Here is a 24,305-nt window from a genome sequence, read left to right as displayed (position 1 = left end):
CTCAGGCAACGGCGAGCGGGGCGCAGGCCTGACCGAGCCAACGCGCGGGCTCGGAGTCGAGCAGCGGGGCGATCTCCGCATGCACGCGCGCGTGGTAGGTGTCGATCCATTCGCACTCGAACCGGCTGAGCTGAGCCGTTTCGATCAGGCGGCGGTCGAACGGCGCCAGCGTCAGGGTCTCGAAGCCGAGGAAGGCCTGCGTCGCCCCCTCAAAGTCGACGGCTCGGGCCAGCAGCAGGTTCTCGATGCGTATGCCGTACTCGCCCGGGCGGTAATATCCCGGCTCGTCGGACAGGATCATGCCCGCTTCGACGGCGACCGGAGGGGAGCGCGGATTGATCCCGCAGGGGCCTTCATGCACCGAGAGATAGCTGCCGATGCCGTGGCCGGTGCCGTGGTCGTAGTCGAGCCCCGCGCCCCAGAGCGGCGCGCGCGCCAGGCTGTCCAGGCGCAGCCCGGTCGTGCCGGCGGGAAACGCCCCTGCCGCGAGGGCGACGTGACCGCGCAGCACGCGTGTGTAGTGGTCGCGTATGCTGTCCGGGGCGGCGCCGGGGCCGGTCCAGACGGTACGGGTCACGTCCGTTGTGCCGTCGACATATTGGCCGCCGCTATCGATCAGATAGAGCTCGTCCGCGCCGAGGGTGCGGTCGCTCTCGGGCGTGACCCGATAATGGATGATCGCGCCATTCGGCCCGGAGCCGGAGATCGCGGGGAAGCTCTCGCCGCGATACGCCGGCGAGGCGGCGCGCAACCCATCCAGGTGGGCGGCGGCCTGGCTCTCGCGCGCGCCCACAGCATCCGTCGTGAGCCAGTGCAGGAAGCGGCAGAGGGCGACGCCGTCGCGCAGATGCGCGGCCCGCGCGCCCGCCTGCTCGGTGGCGTTCTTGCGCGCCTTGGGCAGCAGGCAGGGATCGGCGTCGTCGCTGACACTGGCGCCGGCGTCGCGCAGGCGATCGGCGAACCAGGCGGCACTGCCCTTGCCGTCGAGCCGGATGGTCTGGCCGCCGAGGCCGGCGAGGGCGGCGCCGAGTGCATCGGGGGCCTCGAGCTGCACGCTGTTGCCGAGCCATTGCCGGGTCTCATGGCCGAGCTTGCGGGGGTCCATGAACAGGGTGACGGTCTCGTCGGCGCGCAGCAACGCAAAGCTTAGCGGCAGCGGGGTGAACGGCACGTCGTCGCCGCGAATGTTCAAAAGCCAGGCGACCGATGCGGGATCGGTCAGCATGACCGCGTCCTCGCCGCCGGCGCGCAGGATGGCCGCGACCTGCCGGCGCTTGTCGGCCGAGGCGACGCCGGCGTGGTCCAGCGTCTGCGGGATGGCCGGCTGCAAGGGCGGCGGCGGACGGTCGTGCCAGAGCCGATCGACCGGGTTGGGGGAGACCGGCACCAGGGTCAGCCCCAGGCTTTCGAAGGCGACGCGCTGCGTCTGGCTCATCAGCCAGGGATCGTAGCCGATCCGGCCGCCCGGCCGCCGCTCAACCAGCCAGCGTTCGGGCGGCGTCTCGATCATGTGTTCGCGCGACCACGAAGCGGGATCGGTCTGTGCCGCGAGCTGGAGCACGTAGCGCCCGTCGGAGAACACCGCCGCACTGTCGGCGAGCACGACGGCGACCCCGGCGCTGCCGGTAAAGCCGGTCAGCCAGGCCAGGCGCTCGGAGCCGGCGGCGACATATTCCCCCAGATGCTCGTCACCGCGCGGCAGGATGAAGCCGTCGAGACCCAGCCGGGCTAGCTCCGCGCGGAGCTCCGTAAGCTTGCTGCTTGCGTCCTCGGTCATCCTGCGTCCTTGTCCGGTGGTCCAGCGTAGAGGGCGGTTCAGTTGCGGGGGATGTCGATCGCGGCGAGGCCGTTGGCAAGCACCCAGGCGAGATCGGCGTCAAGCAGGGCGACGCAGCCTTGCGTCGGCCGCAGGTCGGGGTGGGCGACATGCAGGAAGATCGCCGAGCCCCGGCCGCGCTGCACCGGATCATCGTTGTAGGCGAGGGGTGCCAGCAGATCGTAGAGTCCATCCTCGCGCCACAGATTTTCGTGGCGCCCAGGATGCGGCAAGCGGACCATGCGGTTGTAGTCGGCATGGTCGGGATCGTCGCACCAGCCGTCTTCCGGTGCGATCGGCTCGCGTGGGAGTGAGCCGCAGGCGGGCGGCGGGCGCCGGTCGGCACGGTAGAGGAGGCGCCGCAGGGAATGCGTGCCGCTCGGCGTGGCGCCGTCGCCCTCCTGCTTGAGCGGGCTGATGCCGCCCGCGCCAAGCGCGCAGCGAAGGTCACGGCCCTGAAAACGAAGGGCAAAACTGTGCGCGCCGAGCTGTCGCACCACTGCCACTGTCAAGGGAACACCTCCAAGCCCCGCCCGCCTGCGATGGGAACAGAATGATGCAGACCGCTCCGGAAGACGATCACGATAATGTGTGGGTGCGGTTTCGGCATGTCTGCGTTTCGACTCCAATTCACTGCGTTGTGAGCAGGGCCCAAGGTGCCACATAGGCATGGGCCGTAACGACAGGCCATTTTGTCAGGGCGAGGTTTTAGATGGCGGGTGAACGCCCCATTCTGGTGATCGACGATGATGACTCGCTACGCGGGACGCTGGTCGAACAACTCCAGATCGAGTCGGAATTCTCCGTTGAACAGGCCGCCTCGATCCACGAGGCAGGCGAAAAGATCGGTAGCAACGGCGCCCGCTTCGACGCGCTGATCCTCGACGTGACGTTGCCGGATGGTGACGGCCGCGACTATTGCGCCGATCTGCGCAAGCAGGGACGGCGCATGCCGATCATCATGCTGACCGGTTCGGACGATGAAGCCGATGTGGTGCGCGGCCTCGATGCCGGCGCCAATGACTATGTCGCCAAGCCGTTCAGGATCGCCGAGCTGCTGGCCCGTCTGCGGGCACAGATGCGCATCTTCGAGAACAGCGAGGACGCCGTCTTCACCATCGGACCCTACACGTTCCGGCCCTCCGCCAAGCTGTTGCAGGAGGCGGTGCGCAACCGGCGCATCCGGCTGACCGAAAAGGAGGCCGCAATCCTGAAATTCCTCTACCGCGCCGGCACCCGGCCGGTGCCGCGGCAGGTGCTGCTCAATGAGGTGTGGGGCTACAATGCGGCGGTGACCACGCACACGCTGGAGACCCACATCTATCGGCTGCGCCAGAAGATCGAGCCCGATCCCGCGAATGCCTGCCTGCTGGTTACGGAAGGCGGCGGCTACCGGTTGGATCCGGAGGGCCGGGTCGCAGCCGCCTAAGCTACCCGGCGCGGGCGGAGGCGACGGCCGCGCGCAAATCGCCGAGGTCGACCGCCCCGGGGATGATCCGGCTGCCGATCACAAAGCTTGGGGTGCCGCTGATCCCCAGCGTGCGAGCCAGTGCCACGTTGGCGTGTAGCTGCGCGTCGATGGCGGGATCGGCCATGTCGTGCTGCAGCTTGCCCACGTTCAGGCCGGCACGGCCGGCGATGGCGCGGATTTGTGCCGCGTCCGGCTGGCCCGGGTCGGTCATCAAGGCATGTTGCAGGACCGCATACTTTCCCTGCCGTCCGGCGGCCGCGATCGCACGGGCTTCAAGCACGCTGTCAGGCCCAAGGATCGGGATCAGCTTTTCGACCAGGCGCAGCTTGGGGTCGTCGGACAGCAGCTCATCGAGCTCGGGTAGCGATTTGCGACAATAGGGGCAGCGCGGATCGTAGAACTCGACCAGTGTTACGCGACCGTTCGCATCTCCGGCGATCTCGTCGCCCGCAGCGCCGGTCAGCGCCGCCTGGTTGCGCTGTATTGCGGCGGCGCTGTCGCTCGCCTGTGCCTGTTCCTCATGCGCGCGCAGCGAGATGATGGCGTCGCTCAGGATTGAGGGATCGGCCTTCAGCGCCTGGCGCACGATGGCGATGATCTCCTGGCGCTGGCTCGGCGTGAAGCCGTCAGCGTGGGCGCGCCCGGCATCAAGCGCGAGCGTCGCCATGCTGAATGCAGCGAGCGCGGTCAATCTGCCAATGTGCCTCATGCGCGCGCTGTAGCATGGCGCGGATGGGACGCCCAGGTTGCCGCTTAGAGCGAAGCCGTCTAATGGCTTGCCACCATCACGCGGCCCTCGATGGAGAGCGGAGCTTTGCGCAAGACGAGGGCACGCCGCCCAACCTGCCCGGTGACTTTCACGTCCATCCTCGCGGCGCGCATGCTGCCGCTGGCGGCGGGGCTGTGCCTGCTCGCTGGCTGCGCCGGCGTGCAGCGGGTCAAGGCCCTGGTGGCTGGTCCTGCTTCGCCCTATCTGAGCGGCTATATTGGCGAGGTCGTGGCGGACGAGCCGCGTGCGACCCTCGTTGCCCGCGACATCCTCGCACGTGGCGGCAATGCCGCGGATGCGGCCGCAGCGCTTGGCATGAGCCTCTCAGTGACCCTGCCCTCGCGGGCTTCGCTGGGGGCGGGGGGCACCTGCCTCGCGTTCGATGCCGGCGCACCTGGGGTGGCGGATGCGATCCTGTTCCTGCCGGTGGCAGGTGACGGCTCAGACGGCCATGTCGATCGTCCGGCCTCGGTGCCGATGCTGGCGCGCGGGCTGTTCCTGTTGCAGGCGCGGCACGGCAGCGTCGGCTTCGACGAATTGGTCAGGCCGGCAGCCAGTCTCGCACGACATGGCATTACAGTGTCGCGCGCCTTGGCGGACGACCTCGCACAGGTGCAGGCACCACTGCTCGCCGATCCGGGCGCGCGCGCCATCTTCGCGCCAGGGGGCACGGCCCTGCCGCAGGTCGGCGACCGACTGGTGCAGCCGCAGCTTGCCGACACGCTCGACCATATCGCCCAGGTCGGCGTCGGCGATCTCTATACCGGAGCGCTGGCCAGTGACTTCGTCAGCGGCGCCGATGCCGCCGGTGGCGGGCTGGACATGAAGACGATGCGAATGGCACTGCCCATCGCGCGCAAGCCGCTGTTACTCGACGCGCACGCGGTGCAGATCGCCTTGCCGCCGCCGCCGGCGGCTGGCGGGCAGGCAACGCGGGCGGCGTTCGAGGCGCTTGGCAACGACGCGCCGCCGCCCCCTCCTGGCGCCACGCTTCCCGCCTCCACCAGTTTCGTGGTGCTCGATCGCGCCGGCGATGCCGTCTCCTGCGCCATCAGCATGGATAATCTGTTCGGCACCGGCAGAGTCGCCGGCGATACCGGCATCGTGCTTGGCGCCTCGCCGGCGCGGGTGTCGGCGCCGCTGCTTGCCGCGGCGATCGCCTGGAGCAAGGCGGGGCATGATTTCCGCGCCGCCGTCGCCGCATCCGGGCAGGGCCAGGCGGCGGGGGCGGCCGCCGATGCCTTGCACACTGCGCTCGACGGCAGCACGCCACTGGTGCGCCCGCATACCGGCGCCGGCCGCGCCAATGCGATCTCCTGTCCAGGCGGGTTGCCGGGTGACTCTGGCAGTTGCGTCGGCGAGACCGATCCGCGCGGCGCCGGCCTCGCCATCGGCAGCAACTAGGCGCCGCATGCTCAAGCAGGGTGCCGGCGCGCGCATCCGGCCGTTCCTGGTGATGGACGTCATCGCCCGTGCGAACGCGCGCGAGCGGGTGCTGCAGACAGGGGCCGACCGCGTCATCCGCATGGAGGTCGGCCAGCCCGGCATCGGGGCGCCGCAGGGTGCCGTGCGGGCCGCGACGCGCGCGCTGCAAGAGGGCCTGGCACTCGGCTACACTGAGGCGTTCGGACTGCCTGGGTTGCGCCAGCGCATCGCCCAGCACTACCAGGCGTTCTACGGATCGGATGTCGCACCGCGTCGGATCGCGGTCACCACCGGCGCCTCCGGCGGTTTCCTGCTGGCGTTCCTTGCCGCCTTCGACCCCGGCGACCGCATTGCCCTGGCGACGCCATACTACCCGCCCTACGTAAACATCCTGACCGCGTTGGGGCTGTGTCCGGTGTTGCTCGAGACCGGGCCCGAGAGCCGCTTCCAGCCAACCATTGCGATGCTTGAAGCGATGGCCAAGCCGCCGGAGGGATTGATCCTGGCCTCGCCGTGCAATCCGGCCGGCACCATGCTTGCGCGCGCGGAACTCGCGGCACTGGCGCAATGGTGCGACGCGCATGGTGTCAGGCTGGTCTCCGACGAGATCTACCACGGCCTGACCTGGGAGATGGACGCTGCAACCGCGGCGTCGTTCAGCGACAGCGCCATCATCGTCAACAGCTTCTCCAAATACTGGAGCATGACGGGCTGGCGGGTGGGCTGGCTGGTGCTGCCGGAGGATTTGCTGGAGCCGGCCGAGCGGCTCAAGCAGAACCTGTTCATCAGTGCCCCGCATATCTCGCAGGTGGCCGCCGAGGCGGCGCTCGACTGCGGCGACGAGGTAGCGGTCAATCTCGCCCGCTACCGCCGGGTCCGCGCGCACCTGCTCGAGACTTTGCCGAACGCCGGCTTTGCGTCGCTCTCACCGGCGCAGGGTGCCTTCTATCTCTATGCCGACATCAGCGCGCGCACGACCGATAGCGTCGCTTTTGCAGCGCAGTTGCTCGATCAGGCCGCCGTCGCGATCACGCCCGGGGTGGATTTCGACGCGCAACGCGGGCATTGCTTCGTGCGCTTCTCCTATTGCGGGCCGGAGGCGGACATGATGGCAGCTCCCGCGCGGCTCGAACGGTTCCGCAGGCGGTACGGATGAGCTTGCACGGCAGGGTGGCGCTGGTAACGGGTGCTACGAGCGGCATCGGTCTGGGAATTGCGCACGCGCTGGCCGGGGCGGGCGCCGACCTGATGCTGTCCGGGTTCGGCGAGGCGGCAGCAATCGAGCAGTCGCGGGCCGAGATCGCCCAGCGCCACGGCGTACGCGTACGCCATTCGCCGGCCGACATGGCGGATCCCGCGCAGGTCCGGGCAATGCTGACCCAGACACATGGCGAATTAGGACGGCTCGACATCCTGGTCAACAATGCCGGGATACAACACACCGCACCGACAGAGGCTTTCCCCGAGGCGCAATGGGACCGGATCATTGCGATCAACCTGTCCGGCGCCTTTCACGCGATCAAGGCGGCAATCCCCCTGCTGCGCGCGCAAGGTTGGGGACGGATTATCAACATCGCCTCAGCGCATGGCCTGGTGGGCTCGGCCGAGAAGTCCGCCTATGTGGCGGCGAAGCACGGGCTTGTTGGCCTGACCAAGGTGGTGGCCATCGAGCTGGCCGAGCACGCAATCACGGTCAATGCGATCTGCCCGGGCTGGGTGCTCACGCCCTTGGTGCAGGCGCAGATCGAGGCAAACCCCGACCCTGCTGCTGCCGCCGCGGCACTCCTCGCCGAAAAACAGCCGCTGCGCCGCTTCACCACGCCAGGGCAGATCGGTGCGCTGGCGGTGTTCCTGTGTTCCGATGCGGCGGCGACGCTGACCGGCGCATCGCTGCCGATCGATGGTGGCTGGACCGCCCGCTGAGGGTTGCTCCTTAATCAACATCAAGCTTGTTGTAGCGAAACACTGTGCTCTTGCTGAATCCAATACGTTTCGATAAAGTATTGAAGTCGAGCCTTCGCTGATGATGTGGCTCGTCTGTCAGAGAGAGTGGATAGCACAATCATGATCCGCGCTTTAACCCTTCCGCTGCTTGCCTCAGCAATGCTGATGTCCGTCTCGGCGTGCCAGATGCCCGGAGAAGACCTCAAGGCAAATGTCTACTCGGCAGACCAGGTCAACTCCCGTCAGGCGGCCAAGGTCATTCAAATCCTTGCGGTCCTGCCGGCCCAGGTCGAGGTCGACAACTCTGCCAATCGACGCACCGCGCAGCTCGCTTCCGGGGTTTTTGGCGCGGTGGCAGGCGGGTTCCTGGGGGGAGGACTGGCTCACCGCAATGTTCTGGCAACAGGCGCGGTCGGCGCCTTGGGTGGCGGTGCACTCGGGGCGGCAGGAGGCTCCTTCGTCCCGGAAACCGTTCTGGTGGGCGGTGTCTCCATTACCTACGTCGATGAGGGTCACACCTTTAATTCCGCGCAGGTCGGAAAAGCTTGCGAGTTTATTCCGGGGCGCGCCCTGGTCATCGAGACCTCTCCGACCACGACCCGTGTGCAGCCCAATGCATCGTGCCCTGTTACAACCAAGGCTTAGGTGGCCGTCGATGCGACCGGGACCGATCGTGACGATCGCATTGATGATGGTGCCTGCCGCTGCAGGTGCACAGTCCTCGATCACGAGCCAGATTGACAACGTGTATGCTGCGCAACAGCGCCAGGACGAGGCGGCCCGTGCAGCGCTGGTGGCGCAACACCAGAGAGAGCAACAGGTGTTGTTGCAGCAGCAAAGAGAGAGACGGTTGCAGGCGCAGGTTGCGGTCACGCGGGCGCGCAAGCATCAGGCGGAAGATCGTGCGAAGCGCCAGGAAGCCCGCGCCGCGACGTTGCATGAGCGGGCTTACGAAGACTAGCTCCGGTCGCTGGAAATCCAGCAGGAAACATTACATCTTCAAGCGGAAAAGAACCTGGTCGCGCGTGAGAACGAATATATTGACCGGGATCTCGCCCAGAAAAGTGCCGATACCGATGTTACACGTTCCTTGGCGGACTCGAACCGGAACCTGTCCCTCGGGATGAAAACCCTGCTCGAGAAAACCGGAGACGCCGAGGTGACACAGGCGGCACAGCCATCAGTCAGGACGTCCGCACCACCTCGAGACACAACGCTCACGGCAGATGGTTCCCGCCAGTGACGCCGTAGATTTCGGCGGTGACGTAGCTTCCTGCGAGGCCAGCAGGACGTAGATCGGCGCGATCTCGGCGGGCCGGCCGAGCGGGGTCTTGGCGCCGAAGCTCGGGATTTTACCCTGAGGCTGTCCGCCGCTCGGCTGCAGGGGTGTCCAGAACGGGCCCGGGGCCACGGCGTTGACGCGAATGCCCTTCTCCGCCACCTGTTTGGCGAGTGCCTTGGTGAACGCCACGATCGCGGCCTTGGTCGAGGCGTAGTCGAGCAGGCTCGCCGATGGCTGGTAGGCCTGTATCGATGTGGTGTTGATGATCGCAGCCCCTGGCGGCATCAGCGGGATCGCCTCCTGGCACAGCCAGAACATGGCGGTGACGTTGCTGAGGAAGGTGGGGTGCGGAAGGTCGCTTCGAACTGCTCCGTGGTAAGGTCGGCGATGTCCATCACCGCGGTCTGCTTGCCCGCGACGTTGACCAGGATGTCCAGGCCGGAGAGTTCCTGATGCGCCAATCGGACCAGTTTCCTGGCGAAGGCTTCGTCGCCGATGTCGCCCGGCAGGGCGATCGCCTTGCGGCCGGCCTCGCGGATCAGGCCGATGACTTGCGCCGCATCACGCTCCTCGGAGGGCAGATAACTCAACGCAAAGTCGGCGCCCTCACGCGCATAGGCGATGGCGGTGGCGCGGCCGATGCCGGAATCAGCACCCGTGATCAGCGCGCGCCGCCCCTCCAGCCGGCCGAAGTCCCTGTAGCTGGTCTCTCCGTGATCGGGCTTCGGGTCCATGTCCTGGCTCAGCCCAGGGGCCGATTGCGGCTGCTTGTCGAAGTCGGGTTACGGATATTGCTTCGTCGGATCCTGCATGGCGTATTGATTGTGCGTGGTCATCCGTCTCTCCGGTTGCGGGTCGGCGGCGAACGGCGCGGCCATGCGGCGGTTCGCTCAACTCTATTTGCGCCATGAGCCGATCCTTGCCGCCTGCGGTGACGGTCATCGGCGCCGGGCCGGCCGGGCTGGCCGCGGCGGAGTGCCTCGCCGAGGCCGGCTGCGTGGTGACCATCATTGAACGCATGCGCACACCGGCCCGCAAGCTGCTCATCGCCGGTCGCGGCGGGCTGAACCTCACCCATTCCGAGCCGCTGCCAGCGTTTTTGGCAAACTACGGAATCAGCCAGCCCTGGTTGGCCGCGGCGATCGCGGCGTTCTCCCCGGACGATCTGCGCGCATGGGCGGAGGGCCTCGGACAGGCCCTTTTCGTGGGCAGTAGCGGCAGGGTGTTTCCGCGGGCGATGAAGGCGTCGGGTCTGTTGCGCGCCTGGCTTGCGCGGCTGGCGGGGCTCGGCGTTGCGCTGCGTACCGGCTGCGCCTGGGAAGGCTGGAGCGAGGATGGCCGGCTGCTGCTATCGGGCGGCCTGGTCCCTGCCTCGGACGCCATCCTGCTGGCGCTCGGCGGCGCAAGCTGGCCTTGGCTGGGTTCGGATGGCGGGTGGGCACCGCTTTTGGCTGCGCGTGGGGTGGCGCTGGCGCCGTTCCGGCCGGCCAATTGCGGCATGAAGGTCGCCTGGTCGGCGCAGTTTTCCGAACGCTTTGCCGGGCGGCCGCTGAAGAACGTTGCCTTGTCGTATGGCGCCGACGTCTCGCGCGGCGACCTGATCCTGACCAAGGGCGGACTCGAGGGAGGGGCGCTCTACCCTCTGGCGGCGTCGTTACGTGATGCTATCGAGCGGGACGGATCGGCAATGCTTCGGGTCGATCTGCGCCCGGACCAGAGCTGTGCCGCGTTATCGGCGAAGCTGTCGCGCATGCGCGGGCGTGAGAGCCTGTCCAACCGCATGCGCAAGGCGGTGGCGCTGCCGCCCGAGTCCATCCATGTCGTGCGTGAGGCCCTGCTGATGCGCGCGCAGTCGGCACTGCCGCCCGAGCCGGCCGCGCTCGCGGCCCTGATCAAGGGGCTGGAGCTGCGGCTTGATGGCACCGCCGGGCTGGAGCGGGCGATCTCCACGGCTGGCGGCATCCGGCGCTGCGCCGTCGACGACCGGTTCATGCTGCACGCGTTGCCTGGCGTGTTCGTAGCCGGCGAGATGCTGGACTGGGAGGCGCCGACCGGAGGCTACCTGCTCCAGGCCAGCATCGCCACCGGCCGCGCCGCCGGCTCCGGCGTGCTGGCGTGGCTACGGGACGCCTAAAGCACGACATCGGCCCAGGTGTTTCCGTTCGACCCGAAAGTGCTTGTCTGCAATCACGCGAGCGCGTGCTTGCAGACGCTGCGCGCTTTCACGACGGCGGCAAAGTTGGCTTCCGCCCACTCGATCAGACCCAGCAGCGGCCCGGCGAAGCTCTCGCCGAGCTGCGTCAGCGAATAGGTGACCTGGGGCGGCACGGTCGGGCGGACGTCACGATCCACCAAACCGTCCATCTCCAGCGTGCGTAGCGTCTGCGTCAGCATACGCTTGGAGATATCAGGCAAAGCCCGTGCAAGAGCGCGCCGGCGTGGCCAGGATCGCCTATACGAGCGTGCTGCACGCCGACCGCTCCAGGCTCGGCCTTGCCGAAGAGCATCGCCGGACGGAGGCCCTGATCGAGGCGAGCGGCCTTGCCGTCACCTTCCTGCGGAACGGCTGGTACAGCGAGAACTACGCTGCTTCCATACCGGCTGCCCTACAGCACGGTGCGTTCATCGGCAGCGCGCGCGATGGTCGTATCGCCAGCGCCGCTCGTCTCGACTATGCCGAAGCAGCCGCAGTCGCGCTGATTGGAGACACCGACGCGCGGGTCGTCCACGAGCTTGCCGGCGACGAGGCTTATACGCTCACCGAGTTCGCGGCCGAGTTATCGCGACAGTCTGGCAAAACCATCCCTTATGTCGACCTTGCCGAAGCCGAGTACCGCGCTGCCCTGACCCGTGCTGAGTTACCGGACTCGCTCGCAGCCCTGCTTGCGGACTCCGATGCCGCCGCAGCACTTGGCGCGCTGTTCGACGACGGCCGCGAACTTTCTCACCTGATCAAGCGACCGACCACATCCTTGTCCGCCACGATTGCCGCAGCGATCAACGCATGAGGTGACGCTCGCCTGGTCAGCCAGCCATCCGGGTTCAGCGTTTCCACCAGCCGGTCCGGCGCGCGGGCGGCGCATCGATGGTGTCGATCAGGATCGGCTGGACGACCGAACTGCGCGCGGCCGGATCCGGCTCTCCCGACGGCTCCGCTGGCGGCATGGACGCGATCAGGTCGGGTGCCGGCTGCTTTGCGCGGCTTTTGCGCGGCGCCTTCGGCTTGACCGGCGGGGCCTCGGCTGCCGCCTCAGGCGCGGCGGCCAAAGTGTCGGGCTTTGGCGGCGTTGCGGCCCTGGACCTGGGTGCGGCGGCCCTGGGTGCGGCGGCCTTGGGTGTGGCGCGGGCGCGTTTTGGCTTGCTTGCCGCGGCGGGCGCTGTCTCGGATAGAAGGCTCGCCTCAGCCGTTACCTGGTGAGCATCCGGCTCCGCCTGGTGCGCGTCTTCCGGCTCCGCCGGAGGGGCGCTCTCCGGCTCGACTGCGGCCACGTTTTGCGGCTCCGCCTGGAAGGCCGGCTCTGGAGGTGAGTCCGGAGCGGCCGGCGCCACGGATGGCACGTCCGTCTCGTGGTCGATCAGCTCGAAGATGTCGTAGCTGCCGCCGAACGGATCGGCCGGGGTCGGACCACGGTAGCCAGGTTGGGGGCCAGGTTGGGAGCCAGACTCCACCTGGGGCGGACGGTGACGGCCGCCGGTGCCGCGACCACGCCTGCGGGGTGCTTCGGCTGCCGCCTGCTCGGCTGGCAGACCGGGCTCTGGGGCGAGGCCTGGCGCGACATCCGGGTCCTGGGTTGCGGACGGCGCCTCCGTGACACCAGGCAGCACCGGTGTTGCGCCATCCTCGCGGCGTCCGCCACGGCGGCGGCGGCGGCGGCGCTTGCGCTTGCGCTCCTCGTCCCCGGCCTCCCCGTTGGCGCTCACGGCATCGTCGGCATCCTGACCTTGGCTGGGCGTGTCGTCATCGCGCTCATCCTGGAGCTCGGCCTCTCGTGCCTCGAACGCCGGCTCCGGGCTGCGGGAAATGACGCCGTTCGCCGGCAGACGGCGCTCGCTTGCGACGTCCGCATTGGCCAAGGTCGGGGTGGCCAAGGTCGCATTTGCCGCGCTCGGGATCGCGGTTGCGGCACTTTGCGGCCGCAGCTTCTCAATACGCAGTTGCGGCGGGATCAGGCTGTCGTCGGCGGCGAAGCTGACCGTCATGCGGTGGCGCTGCTCGATCTCGGCCAGCCAGACGCGCTTGTTGTTGAGCACATAGAGCGCCACCGTGCTCGGCACATGCACCGCGATCTCGGCGGAGCGCTGCCTGGCGCCCTCTTCCTCGATGGCGCGCAGCACGTGCAGGGCGGCGCTGTCGGTGCCGCGGACGAAGCCAGTGCCGGCGCAATGCGGACAGGCGACGAAGGAGCTCTCGGCAATCGAGGGGCGCAGCCGCTGGCGCGACATCTCCATCAGGCCGAACGAGCTGATCTGGCCGACCTGGATACGGGCGCGGTCGTTCTTCAGCGCGTCCTTGAGGCGGCGCTCGACCATCGCATTGTTGCGCCGCGCCTCCATGTCGATGAAGTCGATGACGATCAGCCCGGCCAGGTCGCGCAGGCGGAGCTGCCGGGCGACCTCGTCGGCGGCTTCGAGGTTGGTGCGCAGCGCCGTCTCCTCGATGCCGCGCTCGCGGGTCGAGCGGCCGGAATTGACGTCGATGGCGACCAGCGCCTCGGTCTGGTTGATCACCAGGTAGCCGCCGGAGCGGAGCTGCACCGTCGGCTGCAGCATTGCGTCAAGATGGTGTTCGACCTGGTAGTGCGAGAACAGCGGCTGGCCGTGGTCGCGCCAGAGCGAGACCTTCGAGGCGTTCGCCGGCATCAGGTTGCGCATGAACTCGCGCGCCGCCTTCCAGCCGGTCTCGCCATCGACGACGATCTCCTCGATGTCGCGGGTATAGACGTCGCGGATCGCCCGCTTGATCAGGTTGGCTTCCTCGTAGACGAGGCTCGGCGCCATGGCACGCAGCGTCTGGTCGCGGATATCGTCCCAGAGCTGCAGCAGGTATTCGCAGTCGCGCCGGATTTCGGGGCGCGGCCGCTGGGCGCCGGCGGTGCGTATGATCATCGCCATGCCGCGCGGGATGTCGAGCTCGGCGGTGATCTCCTTCAGCCGACGGCGATCGGCCGCCGAGGTGATCTTGCGCGAGACACCGCCGCCACGCAGCGAGTTCGGCATCAGCACGCAGAACCGCCCGGCGAGCGAGATGTAGGTTGTGAGTGCGGCGCCCTTGTTGCCGCGCTCTTCCTTGACGACCTGGACCAGCAGGATCTGGCGGCGGCGGATGACTTCCTGGATTTTGTACTGACGCAGGAAGCGGGCGCTTTGCAGGGCGGCGCGCTCGTCGCTGCTGTCGGCCTCACCGCCGAGGCTTTCTGGCGGCGTGTCGTCCTCGGGCTCGTCGGGCTGGTCGTCGGCGCCGTCGCGGGTGTCCTCGGACGCGGCGCGTGCGGCACCCGCGTCGCCCTCTATCTGCGCCGGCTGTTCAGGGTCGGCGGCCTCGGTCTGCTCGCGCGCCTCCTCGCGGGCCTCCTCGGCGCGCGCCTCCTCCTCCTGCAGTGCGATCAGGCGTTCGCGGTCGGCAACCGGGATCTGGTAATAGTCGGGATGGATTTCGCCGAAGGCGAGAAAACCGTGGCGGTTGCCGCCATACTCGATGAAGGCGGCCTGCAGGCTCGGCTCGACCCGGATCACCTTGGCGAGATAGATATTGCCCTTGAGCTGCTTCTTCGCGGATGTCTCGACATCGTAATCTTCGAGCCTGTCACCGTCCAGCACGACGACGCGGGTCTCTTCCGCGTGCGTCGTGTCGATCAGCATACGCTTGTCCATAAAGGGAAAAACTCCGATGCGCGGCACCAGCGCCCGGGCTCGACCGGTTGTGGTCGGCAGGGCAGCACAAGGCCGCAAATTGCTTGGTGGGAGGGATAAGAGAGTCGTCAGCCGAGCGCACCGAATGCCTGTCCGTCATGCCGTAACTGCGGGTCCAACGGGAAAGCGGTGCGATCATCGGCTCCTGGCGAACTCTATGGTCTCGGCGACGCCCCGGTTGAACGTCGCAGTCAGGCGGATCGTGTCGCAGCACCCGGCTGCCGTCCTGCAGACGCTGACCCCAAGGATGCCCTGGGGTTGTGCGGCGCGCGGGCGAAACACGAGAAATGAATGTGACGTAACCGGCGAGGCTCCGCAAGCATCGTGGCGAACCCGCGCGACGCCGCGCGTCATCGGTCAATGAATTCATGGCCTTGGCTGACGGTTTGCGGTAGTCGTCAAGAGTGCCGGATGGATGAGGAGCATCGAGGATGGCAAAGGCGGGTCACATGCTGCGCCGCAGGCAGGTCGCGTACGCGGCGGTGACGCTCTCCATGGGTGCGGTGGTGCCTGCGCTGGCACACGGTCATCACACCCGACACCGTCCGAGCCCGCATTTGCCCGGCCAAGTGCTGCCGCCACCGCCGCTGGTGATGCTCGATCCCGGGCATGGCGGCAAGGATCCCGGCGCGATCGGCATCACGGGCACCTACGAGAAGCATATCGCGATCGCCGCCGCCGTCGAACTGCGCCAACAGCTTCTCGCCGGCGGCCGCTACCGGGTCTGTCTCTCACGCGACGACGACATCTTCATCCCGCTCGAGGACCGCGTCGCCACAGCGCAGGACAAGGGGGCGGCACTGTTCGTGTCGATGCATGCCGACGCGCTGCACGACACCGCCGTGCGCGGTGCCAGCGTCTACACCCTGTCGGAGACCGCGTCGGACGCGCAGACCGCCTCGCTCGCGCGCAGCGAGAACAGTGCCGACCGTTATGGCGGACCGCATGTCCATTCGGTGTCGCCCGCGGTGCAGCGGATCCTGGCCAGCCTGGTGCGCCAGGAGACGCGGGCCGGCTCGGCGCGCATGGCCCGCAATGTGGTCGACGCCTTCCGCCCGCGGGTGCGGCTGCTCGACAACCCGGACCGGCATGCCGCCTTCGTGGTGCTCAAATCGGCGGATATTCCGAGCGTGCTGGTCGAGATGGGCTTCATGTCGAACCGTCGCGACGAGGCGGCACTGCGCCAGGCGGGGCATCGGGCGATGGTGACCGGTGCGATGGCCCGGGCAATCGACAGCTATTTCGACTCGACCGGCTTCACCCGCCTGGCCGGCTGAGTGGTCGAGCGGCCGAGGGGGCGGTTTGCAGTCTGATCGCCCGGTGCTAAGCAGGACAGATGTTACCCACGGCGCATGTATTGGCTGATCGGCGACTTACGCTCCCCTGAGCGATCGTCCGGCCGTCCTTGGAGGGGGGCCGATCCCGCTTAGGGGCTGGACTGCCGCCGCCAAATATCTGCTCCCAAGGATCATTCCCCATGGCCATAGACCATCCCAATTTCGGCCGGCTCGCTGCCGACCGGGTCATCCTGTTCGACACCACCCTGCGCGACGGCGAACAGTCGCCCGGCTTCTCGATGAACCTCGCAGAGAAGCTGCGCATCGCCGAGGCGCTGGCGGAGCTTGGCGTCGATGTCATCGAGGCCGGCTTTCCGGTCGCCTCCCCTGGCGATTTCGAAAGTGTGCACGAGATCGCCAAGCTGGTGCGCGGACCGGTCGTCTGCGGTCTGGCGCGCACCGGCGGCCGCGACGACATCGCGCGCGCCGGCGAGGCGATCCGGCCGGCCGAGCGCCGGCGTCTGCACAATTTCATCTCCACGTCGCCGCTGCACATGAAATACAAGCTGCGTATGGAGCCCGACGCGGTGCTCGAACTGATCGTCAAGGGCAATGCTCTGGCGCGCAATTACACCGACGACGTCGAATGGTCAGCCGAGGACGGCAGCCGCACCGAGCCGGAGTTCCTGTGTCGCTGCGTCGAGGCGGCGATCGCCGCGGGTGCGAACACGATCAACGTCCCCGATACCGTCGGCTATGCGACGCCGGAGGACATGGCCCGAATCTTCACCATGCTGCGCGAGCGGGTGCCGGGCGCGGACAATGTCATCTTCTCCGCCCACAACCACAACGATCTGGGACTTGCGGTTGCCAATACGGTGGCGTCCCTGCGTGCCGGCGCCCGTCAGATCGAGTGCACCATCAACGGCATTGGCGAGCGGGCCGGCAATGCCGCACTCGAGGAGATCGTCATGGCGCTGCGCACCCGACAGGACGTGTTGCCATTCCGTAATAACATCGTGACCCCAAATCTGTTGCGTGTCTCGCGCATGTTGTCGACGATCACCGGCTTCGACGTGCAACCGAACAAGGCGATCGTCGGACGCAACGCATTCGCGCACGAGAGCGGTATCCACCAGGACGGTGTTCTGAAGAATGCTGCGACTTATGAGATCATGACGCCGGAGAGTGTCGGCTGGACCAAGTCGTCGCTGGTGTTGGGCAAGCATTCAGGTCGTGCCGCGTTCCGCGACAAGCTGCGCACGCTTGGCTATGCGGAAATCGGCGATAACCAGCTCAACGATGCCTTCGTTCGCTTCAAGCTTCTCGCCGACAGCAAGAAGACCGTGTTCGACGAGGATATCGTCGCCCTGTTCGATGACGAGTCGCGCGATCACGCGCATCTCCGTTTCGTCTCGCTTGATCTGCATAGCGGCTCGAAACGTGCGGCAAGGGCCGAGCTCGAACTCGAAATCGACGGCGAGCGGGTTATCGCGACGACGACGGGCAATGGCCCAGTAGACGCCGCCTTTAACGCGATCCGCAGCCTCTTTCCACACGAGGCGGTATTGACGCTCTATTCGGTAGGCGCGGTAACCGAAGGCTCAGACGCCCAAGCGCGCACCACGGTGCGGCTCTCGGAGCACGGTAAGATGGTGGACGGGCAGGGCGCGGATGCCGACACCGTGGTCTCGGCGACCCGCGCCTATCTGCACGCGCTGAACAAGCTGCTCGTCAAGCGCACGCGACACGAGCCGGAGGCGATGCTGTCCGCCTGAGGACCTAAGCCTCAGTAACCGTAATAACCACGAGGACGCTGGCGTGGGGGTGCGTTGGGCGTCGTGGCGGCACCGCCCGCCGCACCCAGCGCGCCGCCGGCGAGTGCGCCGATGGCAGCACCATTGCCGCCCCCCGCGATGGCGCCGATTACGGCACCGCCGCCGGCTCCGAGGAGACCGCCACCGATGGCACGCTGGCCGGGGCTGTAGGGATTGGTGCAGCCGCTCAGTGCCAGGCTGGCGGAGACCAGGCCGGCGAGGAGGACCGGTCTGAGAAGCGGATGGGGGAAATTGGCCGGAAGGGCTACCGACGCGGATCGTGCGCGTATCATCATGTTGTCCTGTCTGTCGTCCGGAACATCAGTATATAGACAGCGCAGAGGCGTGGAGGTTCCCGACGGATAAGGGAACGAACGCGGTGATTCAGACCTTCTCGGACTTGATCCACCATTTGACCGGCGCCGCCGCGCTCTGGCCGCGCGGTCTACCGGGTCGCGGCTTCGGCGGCGTGGGCTCACGCGCAGGGGCGGGCGACTGCGCGGCGGCGACGCCTGCCGCCAGCTTGGCTGCTGCCTCCTCGGCTGCCTCCTGAGCGTGCTGCAGGGCCTCCTGGGCCGCTTGCAAATCCATCTCGAGATGGGCGAGTCGGGTCTGCAACGCGGTGGACGTGACGCGCAGCTCTGCCGTCATGCGTTCGGCGATCTCGCGGGCCGCGCGCTCACGCTCCAGGTCCTGGCGCAGGCTATCGAGCAGTGCCTTGTCCGTTTGATTGGCGGAGTCGGGACGCGGGCGGCCGAGCGCCGCACGCACGACCGGGACTTCGCCGTCTCGGACGTAGCGGTGTCTGGTCGAGGCAGAGCCTGCGTTCGTGCGGGTGGCGGCGACTTGTGGCGAGGCGCCGCGACGACCGCCCATGAGCTCAAGTGCTTCGCGCAGTTTCGCCTCTTGCGAGGGATGTTCCGCGGCACCCCCGCCAGGCGCATTGTTGAGGGTGTTGCCCTGCAGCACGGTATTATTTGGCAATGTTGACTCTCTTGATCGATGCCCACCGCAAAGGCGGTGGTGCGGTCCGGGCGAATCGGCGCATCAGCTTGCCTCGGACATCTTGAATACTGGGGTGTTTATAAGAGAACCACACGAAAGTCACATCAAAAATGGCGTTCAGCCGACCACCTGAACACCCTTCCAGAACGCGACCCGGTCACGGATAGTTGCGGCGGCCTCCTTCGGAGCTGGATAATACCAGGCGGCATTGGCATTGGTCTGGCCGTCGACTTCAATGTTGTAATAGCTGGCGGTGCCCTTCCAGGGGCAGACGCTGGTATGCGCACTGGCGCTGACCAGATCCTGCCGCAGCGCGCTGACGGGGAAGTATGCGTTGCCTTCAACAGTAACGATATCGTCGCTTTCGGCGATGACCTGATCCTTCCAGATGGCCTGCATGATGATCTCCTGTTCCAGAACCTGTTATTCAACGGCCGGCGCCGTGCAGGCGCTGCCGGAGGGCGCGAAGGCCTCGATGATGATATCCAATCCGACGGCACCGCTCCAGCATGGCGCGCCCAGTGGCGACACCGTCTCGGCAAACGTCGCAACACTGGTATGGTCGGCTTGTCCGACCCTTCCATGCACTGCCCAGACCGGGTGGCCGCCCTGCAGCTGGCGCAAAGCGAGGCCAGGGTCGGCGGTCCAGCGGTCCGCCCGGAACGGCTCGCCCAGGCGACCCAGCGTGATGTTCATCATGGCGACGTCCACAGGCGCGTCGGTGAAGAGCAGTCCCTCCGGGGGGAGGCCGCGGCGGAGCAGCACCGCCGCCTGGTTCCACAGCGGCTTGGTTTCCAGGCGGTAATAGGGCAGCAGGTTGACGACGGACAGGGCGCCGAGGGCCGCGATCGCCACCCATGAGCTGCGCCTTGGCAGGCGTGCCAGGCCGAGTCCCGCGAACAGGAAGAACACCGGTCCGCTCCAGGCGAGATAGCGCGGCATCCAGACCGGCGAGACCAGCGACGTGACCAGCAGCCCCGCCGGCAGCATGGCCAAGGCGACCGCGGCTACCAGGACGGCGCCGTCGCGCCCGACATTGCGCAGGAGCCCGAGTCCGGCCGCCAGGGACGCAAGCCACCCGAGCCAGGGGAGACCGTCGGGAAAGGTGTAAAAGCGGATCAGGCTGGTGGTGCGTAGCAGATACACCCCCTGGATGGTCGTCCAGAACCGGTACCAGGTCAGCGGCGGCACCCAGTCGAGGCCGCTGGCCATGTCGCCGTGGGTGAGCTGGTGCATGGCGACAACCCAGGGCAGGTAGCAGGCAAGGATCACGACATGCACGAGGCCGGCGTTGATCAGCAGCCCGCGCCGCTGCTTGGGGTGTTTCGCCGCAATCAAAGCGATGGCGAGCAGCCCGGCCAGCAGCCAGTATACGGCCACACTCAAAGTATCGAGCGCGCCGATCGTGGCAACGCCGTAGAGCAGCCAGCCGATCCGCGCCGAGCCGGGTGCGCGCCACGGCCGTGCCGCTGCCGCCGGGTTGCGTAAGGTCGAGGCGAGCGACCAGAGTGCGAGCACAATGAAGCAGATGACCAATGTGTAGGATCGCGCTTCCTGGCCGTACTGCACCTGGAACGGGTTGAGTGCCAGCAGCATCGAGGCCGCGACCGCCGCCCGCCTGCCGCCGATCATTCGTGATGCGCCGTAGAGCAGCGCGCATGAGAGGGCACCGAACAGCGCCGCCGGCAGCCGCAGGCTCGCTTCATTGGTGCCCAGGGCGGTAAAGCCGCGCGAGATCAGGAAGTAGAGCGGCAAATGATGGAATGAGAGGCTGTCGACGACCAGAGCGTGGACCCCGAGGCTGGCCCGGCGCACGGTGGTTACCTCGTCGAGCCAATAGGGCTTGTCACCGAGATGATACAGACGCGCGAGCAAGGCCACGAGCACCAGCGCGACCATCAGAGCGACGTCGAGAGGCCGCCAGGCCGGCGACGTGGCTGGGATGCTGGCGTATTTGGTGGGAGAGTGCGGAGCAGACACAGGAGAAGAAGATGCAGGAACTTTGCCTTGATGTCATCGGTGGCGGCCGGCGTTCCTTGTTACGGTGTGTAAGGCTCTGTCTGCCGCTGGCCGCCCTGCTCGACGTGGCGGGATGCACCGGGGTTCCAGCGGCCGGACCGCAGGCAGGCGTCGCCCCCGGCTATGGCTATCAGTGCTTTGCCGGCGCCTATATGTGCCGGCTGCCGGAGCAGGTGCCGGTCGGCCAGCAATGCACCTGTCCCGGGATCGGCGCACCGTCCTACGGCACGGTCCGCTAGACATCATGCGGCCGCAGCGCGGTCAGACGCGACCAGGCCGCGAGCCGGACGGCAAGATCGTCTTTGCCAATCAGCTCCGCGCGGTCGCGGCCCTCTGCGTCGTGCTGAGCCATCTCGCGGGGGTGTATATCCTCATGGGACCGCTGGTCGGCTGGATCACCAGCTCGCCGGTGACGCATGTCGGCCAGCCTGCGATCCTGCATCTGACCCGTGTGCCGGACTTCAATTTCGGTGCCTTTGGGGTTGCGGTCTTCTTCCTGATCAGTGGCTTCGTCATCCCGTTCTCGCTACGCCAGCACCGCGCCGGCGCCTTCCTGGTGGCACGCGCCTTTCGTATCTATCCGACCCTTTGGGCGGCGCTGCTGCTGGAATGGCTCGCGGTGTATGCACAGAGCCATCTCTACGGTCGGCCGATGGCCTTTCACGTCCGCATGTATGTCTGGAACGGACTGCTCGCCGATACCATCATCGGCAACAATGTCGACCTGGTGAACTGGACGCTCGCGATTGAGGTCAAGTTCTACATCCTGATGGCGCTGCTGCGGCCCTGGGTGCTGGCCGGGCGAATCGCGCCGCTGCTGGCCTGGTCGGTGTTCGCGATCCTCGTGGCGGCAGCCGAGCAGCATGGCCTGATCCATCTCAGCACCGCCTTTGCCGACGAGCCGATGTATATCGGCTTCATGCTGATCGGCACCGTGTTTCACTTCCATATGACCGGGAGGCTGGGGACGGTCGCCTCGCTCGCCGGCGGGGCATTGCTCGTGCTGCTGTTCCTGCTTTGCTGGCGGGTGGGGCCGATCCAGAACCAGATCCCCTCGATCCCGGCCAGCTATATAGACGCCCTCGCCTTGTTTCTGGTGGCGTACGTAACGCGACGCGTCTTTCGGCCAATCCGCTGGCTCGATGCGCTCGCCGACATCTCCTACCCGCTGTATTTGACGCATTCGATCATCGGCTATTCGGTGATGACCTTCGTCATCGTGCGGTGCCGGCTGCCTTACGATGCGGCGCTGGCGATCGCGCTCGCCGTGGTGGTGCCGTTGGCCTGGCTGCTGCACTGCCTGATCGAGGGGCCGAGCCTGCATACCGGAAAGCGGCTGGCGCGGCGCATGGCCCCGCGCACGGCAAGTACGCCCGCGCCGGTGCTCATGGCGCCGGATTGAACGAGATCGCGCGCAGCAGGATGCCGAACGGCCTCGGGTCCGGCCTGAGGCCGAGTTCGAGCGCGCTGGTCAGCGCCGGCGTGCGCAGGGCGAGGACGATGGTGCCGTCCGGGCCGATGCAATCCGCGGGCACGACGGCGTCGTAGTCGGCAAATCCCGGGCCGACCAGCCAGTCGCCGATATGGCGTGTTCCGGCCCACACCGAGACCGGTCGCGGCGATGTCCGACTCCAGCCGTGCAGGACCGGCATGGCCAAAGCGCTGACATGCACCCGCACGGCACCCGCGGGTGGCTTTGCGAGTTTGGCGCCGAGCCAGGCGTTGGTGGCAATGCTCCAGGCGCCGCCGCCGGCTCCGGGGGGCGTCCAGCCCGCGAGGAGGGTCTGTGCTCCAGGCGTGCCGGGACGGATCGTCAGCAGGCGAGCAAGCGGCACAAGCTGCGTCGGCGGCGGTGGCGGCAGGCCCGCCAGCAGGTCCGCATGACGGGTGCAGACGATGTAGGGTGCCAGCACCCGGCAGTCCTGAGCAGGGTCCGGCAAGGCCGTGCGGAGCTGCCAGAAGCCGGGCAGGATCAGGCGCACTTCGTCCATGGCTGGCGGTGCGCGGAGCGCCTCGGTCGGCAGGCAGTCCTGCGCGTGGGTGGTGCGGGCCTGGTAGATCGAGTTGATCGACAGGCGTGTACGCGCCGCCAGCCAGAGTGGGTCGACGTTTGCCGGGATGCCGTCGCCATTGCACGGGAAGGTCGGGAGCATGGTGAGCCGGCGATGGGCACCGAGGATCGCGGCTAGCCTGGAGGCCGCGAATCCATAGGGCTTCGGCTGGATGAAGTCCGCACGGTCGATGGCGCGCAATTCGCCGGCGTCGACCACCTGCAACAGGGCCGCGAGCAGCAGCAGCGCGGGTCCTGCGCGGGGAAAGCGATGCAGCGTGATCACGGATGCGGCGATCATCAAGCTGTAGGCGACCGGCCAGAACAACCGGCCGCTGGCACGCATTTGCGCGAGCAGCCCGGATGCGAACGGCAAATGGACAAGGCGGAAATGGAAGACGAACACCCAGTTGGTGACCGCGAGCGCGCAGAGTGCCGCGCAGGCGAGCGCCAGGCCGGCATGTCGATACAGGGCGCCCCACCACATCGACCAGCCGGCCAGCGAGACGGCGATCAGGGCCAGCAGGCCGAGCCCGAGATACTGGTAACCGTCGGCCTGGCCGCCGGTGGCATCGATGGGCGCGAACCGCACGCCAGGGATGAGGGCCGAGAAGGTTGGCCAAAACGGCGCCGCCAGGTTCATCGAATAATAGCCGAAGCCGCCATCGCTGACGCCGCGCCAATAGCCGAGCAGTTGCCCCACCAACAGCACCACCGCGGAAGACGCGATGCAGGCCGCCAGCGTCCGTATCCAGCGTAGGTCGCGTCGCAGCAGCAGGGTCAGCGGGGCGGCGGCGAACAGCCCGCTCGCCATCAGCATCAGATACGGGTGGATCAGCAGGAGTGCGACCTGCAACACGCAGGCGCAACAAAGCGCCCAACTCCGGCCGCTGACGATGCGCAGATACAGCCCCAGCATGGCCAGCAGAAACACGTGCCCGTCGAGTGCGGCGTGCCAGAGCCGGAACAGGAAGGTCGGCATCGAGGCGGCGATCAGGGCGACGGCAAGGGCGGCAAGCCAGCGCCGTTCGCCGGTCCCGCGAAGGGCAAAGACGGCGGCGACCGGCTGCAGCGTCCACACCGCCGCCTGGTAGAGCGTGATCGTCTGCGCAAAGGGCGGCAGGATCGGGTGCAGCAGCTTGGCCAGCACCGCCAGCAGCGGGATGCTATCACTGAAGGCAATGCTGGCGCCGTGCTCGAGCCTGGTGTCGATCAGCAGCCGGCTGAGGTGCGGCGGCGAGAAGGAGGGCCAGGGCTGGGAGAAATAATAGAGCTGGCCGATGACGTCCTTGCCGAAATCCGGTCGCGGCGGTGCGCCCGCCGGAAGCGCGCCGGCCAGCGCCCAGCCGGGGAACACGTCAGCGACGAGCAGCACGCCGACCAGCAGGGCGGTCAGGTAGGCAGCGGCAGCGTTGCGCGCGGAAGGGAATGGAGGTCCGGGCGGGAATCGAACCCACATTCGCGGATTTGCAGTCCGCTGCATCACCACTCTGCCACCGGACCGTCTCGGCGCTGTATCT

General features: G+C 67.4%; 22 protein-coding genes, 1 tRNA gene and 2 pseudogenes. 13 read left to right on the top strand and 12 right to left on the bottom strand.

Annotated features, from left to right (window positions below):
* Position 1: 1 nt before the first annotated feature.
* Together ACQY4K_RS04080 and ACQY4K_RS04075 are read right to left on the bottom strand one after the other, a co-directional pair.
* Complete coding sequence (locus tag ACQY4K_RS04080; protein ID WP_428393629.1) at positions 2-1,777, bottom strand: aminopeptidase P family protein; 1,776 nt, start codon at positions 1,775-1,777, stop codon at positions 2-4.
* Positions 1,778-1,815: 38 nt separating this feature from the next.
* The gene (locus ACQY4K_RS04075) at positions 1,816-2,328 is read right to left on the bottom strand and encodes a L,D-transpeptidase family protein (protein ID WP_428393627.1); all 513 of its coding nucleotides are present in this window, start codon (positions 2,326-2,328) and stop codon (positions 1,816-1,818) included.
* A gap of 200 nt (positions 2,329-2,528) precedes the next feature.
* On the opposite strand from ACQY4K_RS04075, the gene ACQY4K_RS04070 reads away from it, so the two are divergent.
* The gene (locus ACQY4K_RS04070) at positions 2,529-3,245 is read left to right on the top strand and encodes a response regulator transcription factor (RefSeq protein WP_428393625.1); all 717 of its coding nucleotides are present in this window, start codon (positions 2,529-2,531) and stop codon (positions 3,243-3,245) included.
* A gap of 1 nt (position 3,246) precedes the next feature.
* Here the strand turns inward: ACQY4K_RS04070 and ACQY4K_RS04065 are convergent, their stop codons facing one another.
* Complete coding sequence (locus ACQY4K_RS04065) at positions 3,247-3,996, bottom strand: DsbA family protein (RefSeq protein ID WP_428393623.1); 750 nt, start codon at positions 3,994-3,996, stop codon at positions 3,247-3,249.
* 141 nt (positions 3,997-4,137) lie between these two features.
* On the opposite strand from ACQY4K_RS04065, the gene ACQY4K_RS04060 reads away from it, so the two are divergent.
* From ACQY4K_RS04060 to ACQY4K_RS04035, 6 genes are all read left to right on the top strand, one after another.
* Positions 4,138-5,460 (top strand): gamma-glutamyltransferase, encoded by a 1,323-nt coding sequence (locus ACQY4K_RS04060; RefSeq protein ID WP_428393621.1) that lies wholly within the window; start codon positions 4,138-4,140, stop codon positions 5,458-5,460.
* 7 nt (positions 5,461-5,467) lie between these two features.
* Positions 5,468-6,637: a pyridoxal phosphate-dependent aminotransferase gene (locus ACQY4K_RS04055; protein ID WP_428393619.1), complete on the top strand. Its 1,170-nt coding sequence runs from the start codon at positions 5,468-5,470 to the stop codon at positions 6,635-6,637.
* A complete protein-coding gene (locus ACQY4K_RS04050; RefSeq protein WP_428393618.1) occupies positions 6,634-7,404 on the top strand; it encodes a 3-hydroxybutyrate dehydrogenase in 771 nt (256 codons plus the stop codon). The genes ACQY4K_RS04055 and ACQY4K_RS04050 overlap by 4 nt, the downstream gene beginning before the upstream one ends.
* Before the next feature lie 141 nt (positions 7,405-7,545).
* Positions 7,546-8,070 carry a hypothetical protein gene (locus ACQY4K_RS04045; RefSeq protein WP_428393617.1) on the top strand — a complete coding sequence of 175 codons (525 nt, stop codon included), beginning with the start codon at positions 7,546-7,548 and terminating at the stop codon, positions 8,068-8,070.
* 28 nt (positions 8,071-8,098) lie between these two features.
* Positions 8,099-8,386, top strand: coding sequence for a hypothetical protein (locus ACQY4K_RS04040; RefSeq protein WP_428393616.1), 288 nt, complete (start codon positions 8,099-8,101; stop codon positions 8,384-8,386).
* A gap of 9 nt (positions 8,387-8,395) precedes the next feature.
* The gene (locus ACQY4K_RS04035; protein WP_428395959.1) at positions 8,396-8,668 is read left to right on the top strand and encodes a DUF5384 family protein; all 273 of its coding nucleotides are present in this window, start codon (positions 8,396-8,398) and stop codon (positions 8,666-8,668) included.
* On the opposite strand, the pseudogene ACQY4K_RS04030 reads toward ACQY4K_RS04035, so the two are convergent.
* Positions 8,643-9,441, bottom strand: a pseudogene (locus ACQY4K_RS04030) (SDR family oxidoreductase). The gene ACQY4K_RS04035 and the pseudogene ACQY4K_RS04030 overlap by 26 nt on opposite strands.
* Positions 9,442-9,614: 173 nt before the next feature.
* Between ACQY4K_RS04030 and ACQY4K_RS04025 the strand changes: the two are divergent.
* Entirely contained in the window at positions 9,615-10,841 is a 1,227-nt protein-coding gene (locus tag ACQY4K_RS04025) for a TIGR03862 family flavoprotein (protein WP_428393615.1), read from the top strand.
* A 53-nt stretch (positions 10,842-10,894) separates the two neighbouring features.
* Here ACQY4K_RS04025 and ACQY4K_RS04020 read toward each other — a convergent pair.
* A pseudogene (locus ACQY4K_RS04020) lies at positions 10,895-11,134 on the bottom strand (winged helix-turn-helix transcriptional regulator); the annotation flags it as partial.
* Positions 11,135-11,169: 35 nt separating this feature from the next.
* On the opposite strand from ACQY4K_RS04020, the gene ACQY4K_RS04015 reads away from it, so the two are divergent.
* On the top strand, positions 11,170-11,715 hold the full coding sequence (locus tag ACQY4K_RS04015) for a hypothetical protein (protein WP_428393614.1): 546 nt from the start codon (positions 11,170-11,172) through the stop codon (positions 11,713-11,715).
* Between the two features lie 34 nt (positions 11,716-11,749).
* On the opposite strand, the gene ACQY4K_RS04010 is transcribed toward ACQY4K_RS04015, so the two are convergent.
* Positions 11,750-14,578 (bottom strand): Rne/Rng family ribonuclease, encoded by a 2,829-nt coding sequence (locus tag ACQY4K_RS04010; RefSeq protein ID WP_428393613.1) that lies wholly within the window; start codon positions 14,576-14,578, stop codon positions 11,750-11,752.
* A 533-nt stretch (positions 14,579-15,111) separates the two neighbouring features.
* Between ACQY4K_RS04010 and ACQY4K_RS04005 the strand changes: the two genes are divergently transcribed.
* Together ACQY4K_RS04005 and ACQY4K_RS04000 are read left to right on the top strand one after the other, a co-directional pair.
* Positions 15,112-15,894, top strand: a complete 783-nt coding sequence (locus tag ACQY4K_RS04005) for an N-acetylmuramoyl-L-alanine amidase family protein (RefSeq protein ID WP_428395957.1) — start codon at positions 15,112-15,114, stop codon at positions 15,892-15,894.
* A 200-nt stretch (positions 15,895-16,094) separates the two neighbouring features.
* A complete protein-coding gene (locus ACQY4K_RS04000) occupies positions 16,095-17,672 on the top strand; it encodes a 2-isopropylmalate synthase (RefSeq protein WP_428393612.1) in 1,578 nt (525 codons plus the stop codon).
* A gap of 11 nt (positions 17,673-17,683) precedes the next feature.
* On the opposite strand, the gene ACQY4K_RS03995 is transcribed toward ACQY4K_RS04000, so the two are convergent.
* The 4 genes from ACQY4K_RS03995 to ACQY4K_RS03980 form a co-directional block, all read right to left on the bottom strand.
* On the bottom strand, positions 17,684-18,007 hold the full coding sequence (locus tag ACQY4K_RS03995) for a cell envelope biogenesis protein OmpA (RefSeq protein ID WP_428393611.1): 324 nt from the start codon (positions 18,005-18,007) through the stop codon (positions 17,684-17,686).
* Positions 18,008-18,095: 88 nt separating this feature from the next.
* The gene (locus tag ACQY4K_RS03990; protein ID WP_428393609.1) at positions 18,096-18,695 is read right to left on the bottom strand and encodes a hypothetical protein; all 600 of its coding nucleotides are present in this window, start codon (positions 18,693-18,695) and stop codon (positions 18,096-18,098) included.
* 138 nt (positions 18,696-18,833) lie between these two features.
* Positions 18,834-19,115: a DUF427 domain-containing protein gene (locus ACQY4K_RS03985; protein WP_428393607.1), complete on the bottom strand. Its 282-nt coding sequence runs from the start codon at positions 19,113-19,115 to the stop codon at positions 18,834-18,836.
* A 24-nt stretch (positions 19,116-19,139) separates the two neighbouring features.
* The gene (locus ACQY4K_RS03980) at positions 19,140-20,615 is read right to left on the bottom strand and encodes a glycosyltransferase family 39 protein (protein ID WP_428393605.1); all 1,476 of its coding nucleotides are present in this window, start codon (positions 20,613-20,615) and stop codon (positions 19,140-19,142) included.
* A gap of 92 nt (positions 20,616-20,707) precedes the next feature.
* Between ACQY4K_RS03980 and ACQY4K_RS03975 the strand changes: the two genes are divergently transcribed.
* The gene (locus ACQY4K_RS03975; RefSeq protein ID WP_428393603.1) at positions 20,708-20,974 is read left to right on the top strand and encodes a hypothetical protein; all 267 of its coding nucleotides are present in this window, start codon (positions 20,708-20,710) and stop codon (positions 20,972-20,974) included.
* 5 nt (positions 20,975-20,979) lie between these two features.
* On the top strand, positions 20,980-22,137 hold the full coding sequence (locus ACQY4K_RS03970; RefSeq protein WP_428393601.1) for an acyltransferase family protein: 1,158 nt from the start codon (positions 20,980-20,982) through the stop codon (positions 22,135-22,137).
* On the opposite strand, the gene ACQY4K_RS03965 is transcribed toward ACQY4K_RS03970, so the two are convergent.
* The gene (locus ACQY4K_RS03965) at positions 22,121-24,244 is read right to left on the bottom strand and encodes a DUF6311 domain-containing protein (protein ID WP_428393600.1); all 2,124 of its coding nucleotides are present in this window, start codon (positions 24,242-24,244) and stop codon (positions 22,121-22,123) included. The genes ACQY4K_RS03970 and ACQY4K_RS03965 overlap by 17 nt on opposite strands.
* Positions 24,215-24,288: transfer RNA gene (locus tag ACQY4K_RS03960), tRNA-Cys, on the bottom strand. The genes ACQY4K_RS03965 and ACQY4K_RS03960 overlap by 30 nt, the downstream gene beginning before the upstream one ends.
* Positions 24,289-24,305: the final 17 nt, after the last annotated feature.

Origin of the sequence: Lichenicoccus sp. (genome assembly GCF_965276875.1) — a bacterium.
Classification (GTDB): Bacteria; Pseudomonadota; Alphaproteobacteria; order Acetobacterales; family Acetobacteraceae; genus Lichenicoccus.
The sequence above is the reverse complement of the archived record's forward strand: the minus strand, read 5'-3'. Positions and strand labels throughout refer to the sequence as shown.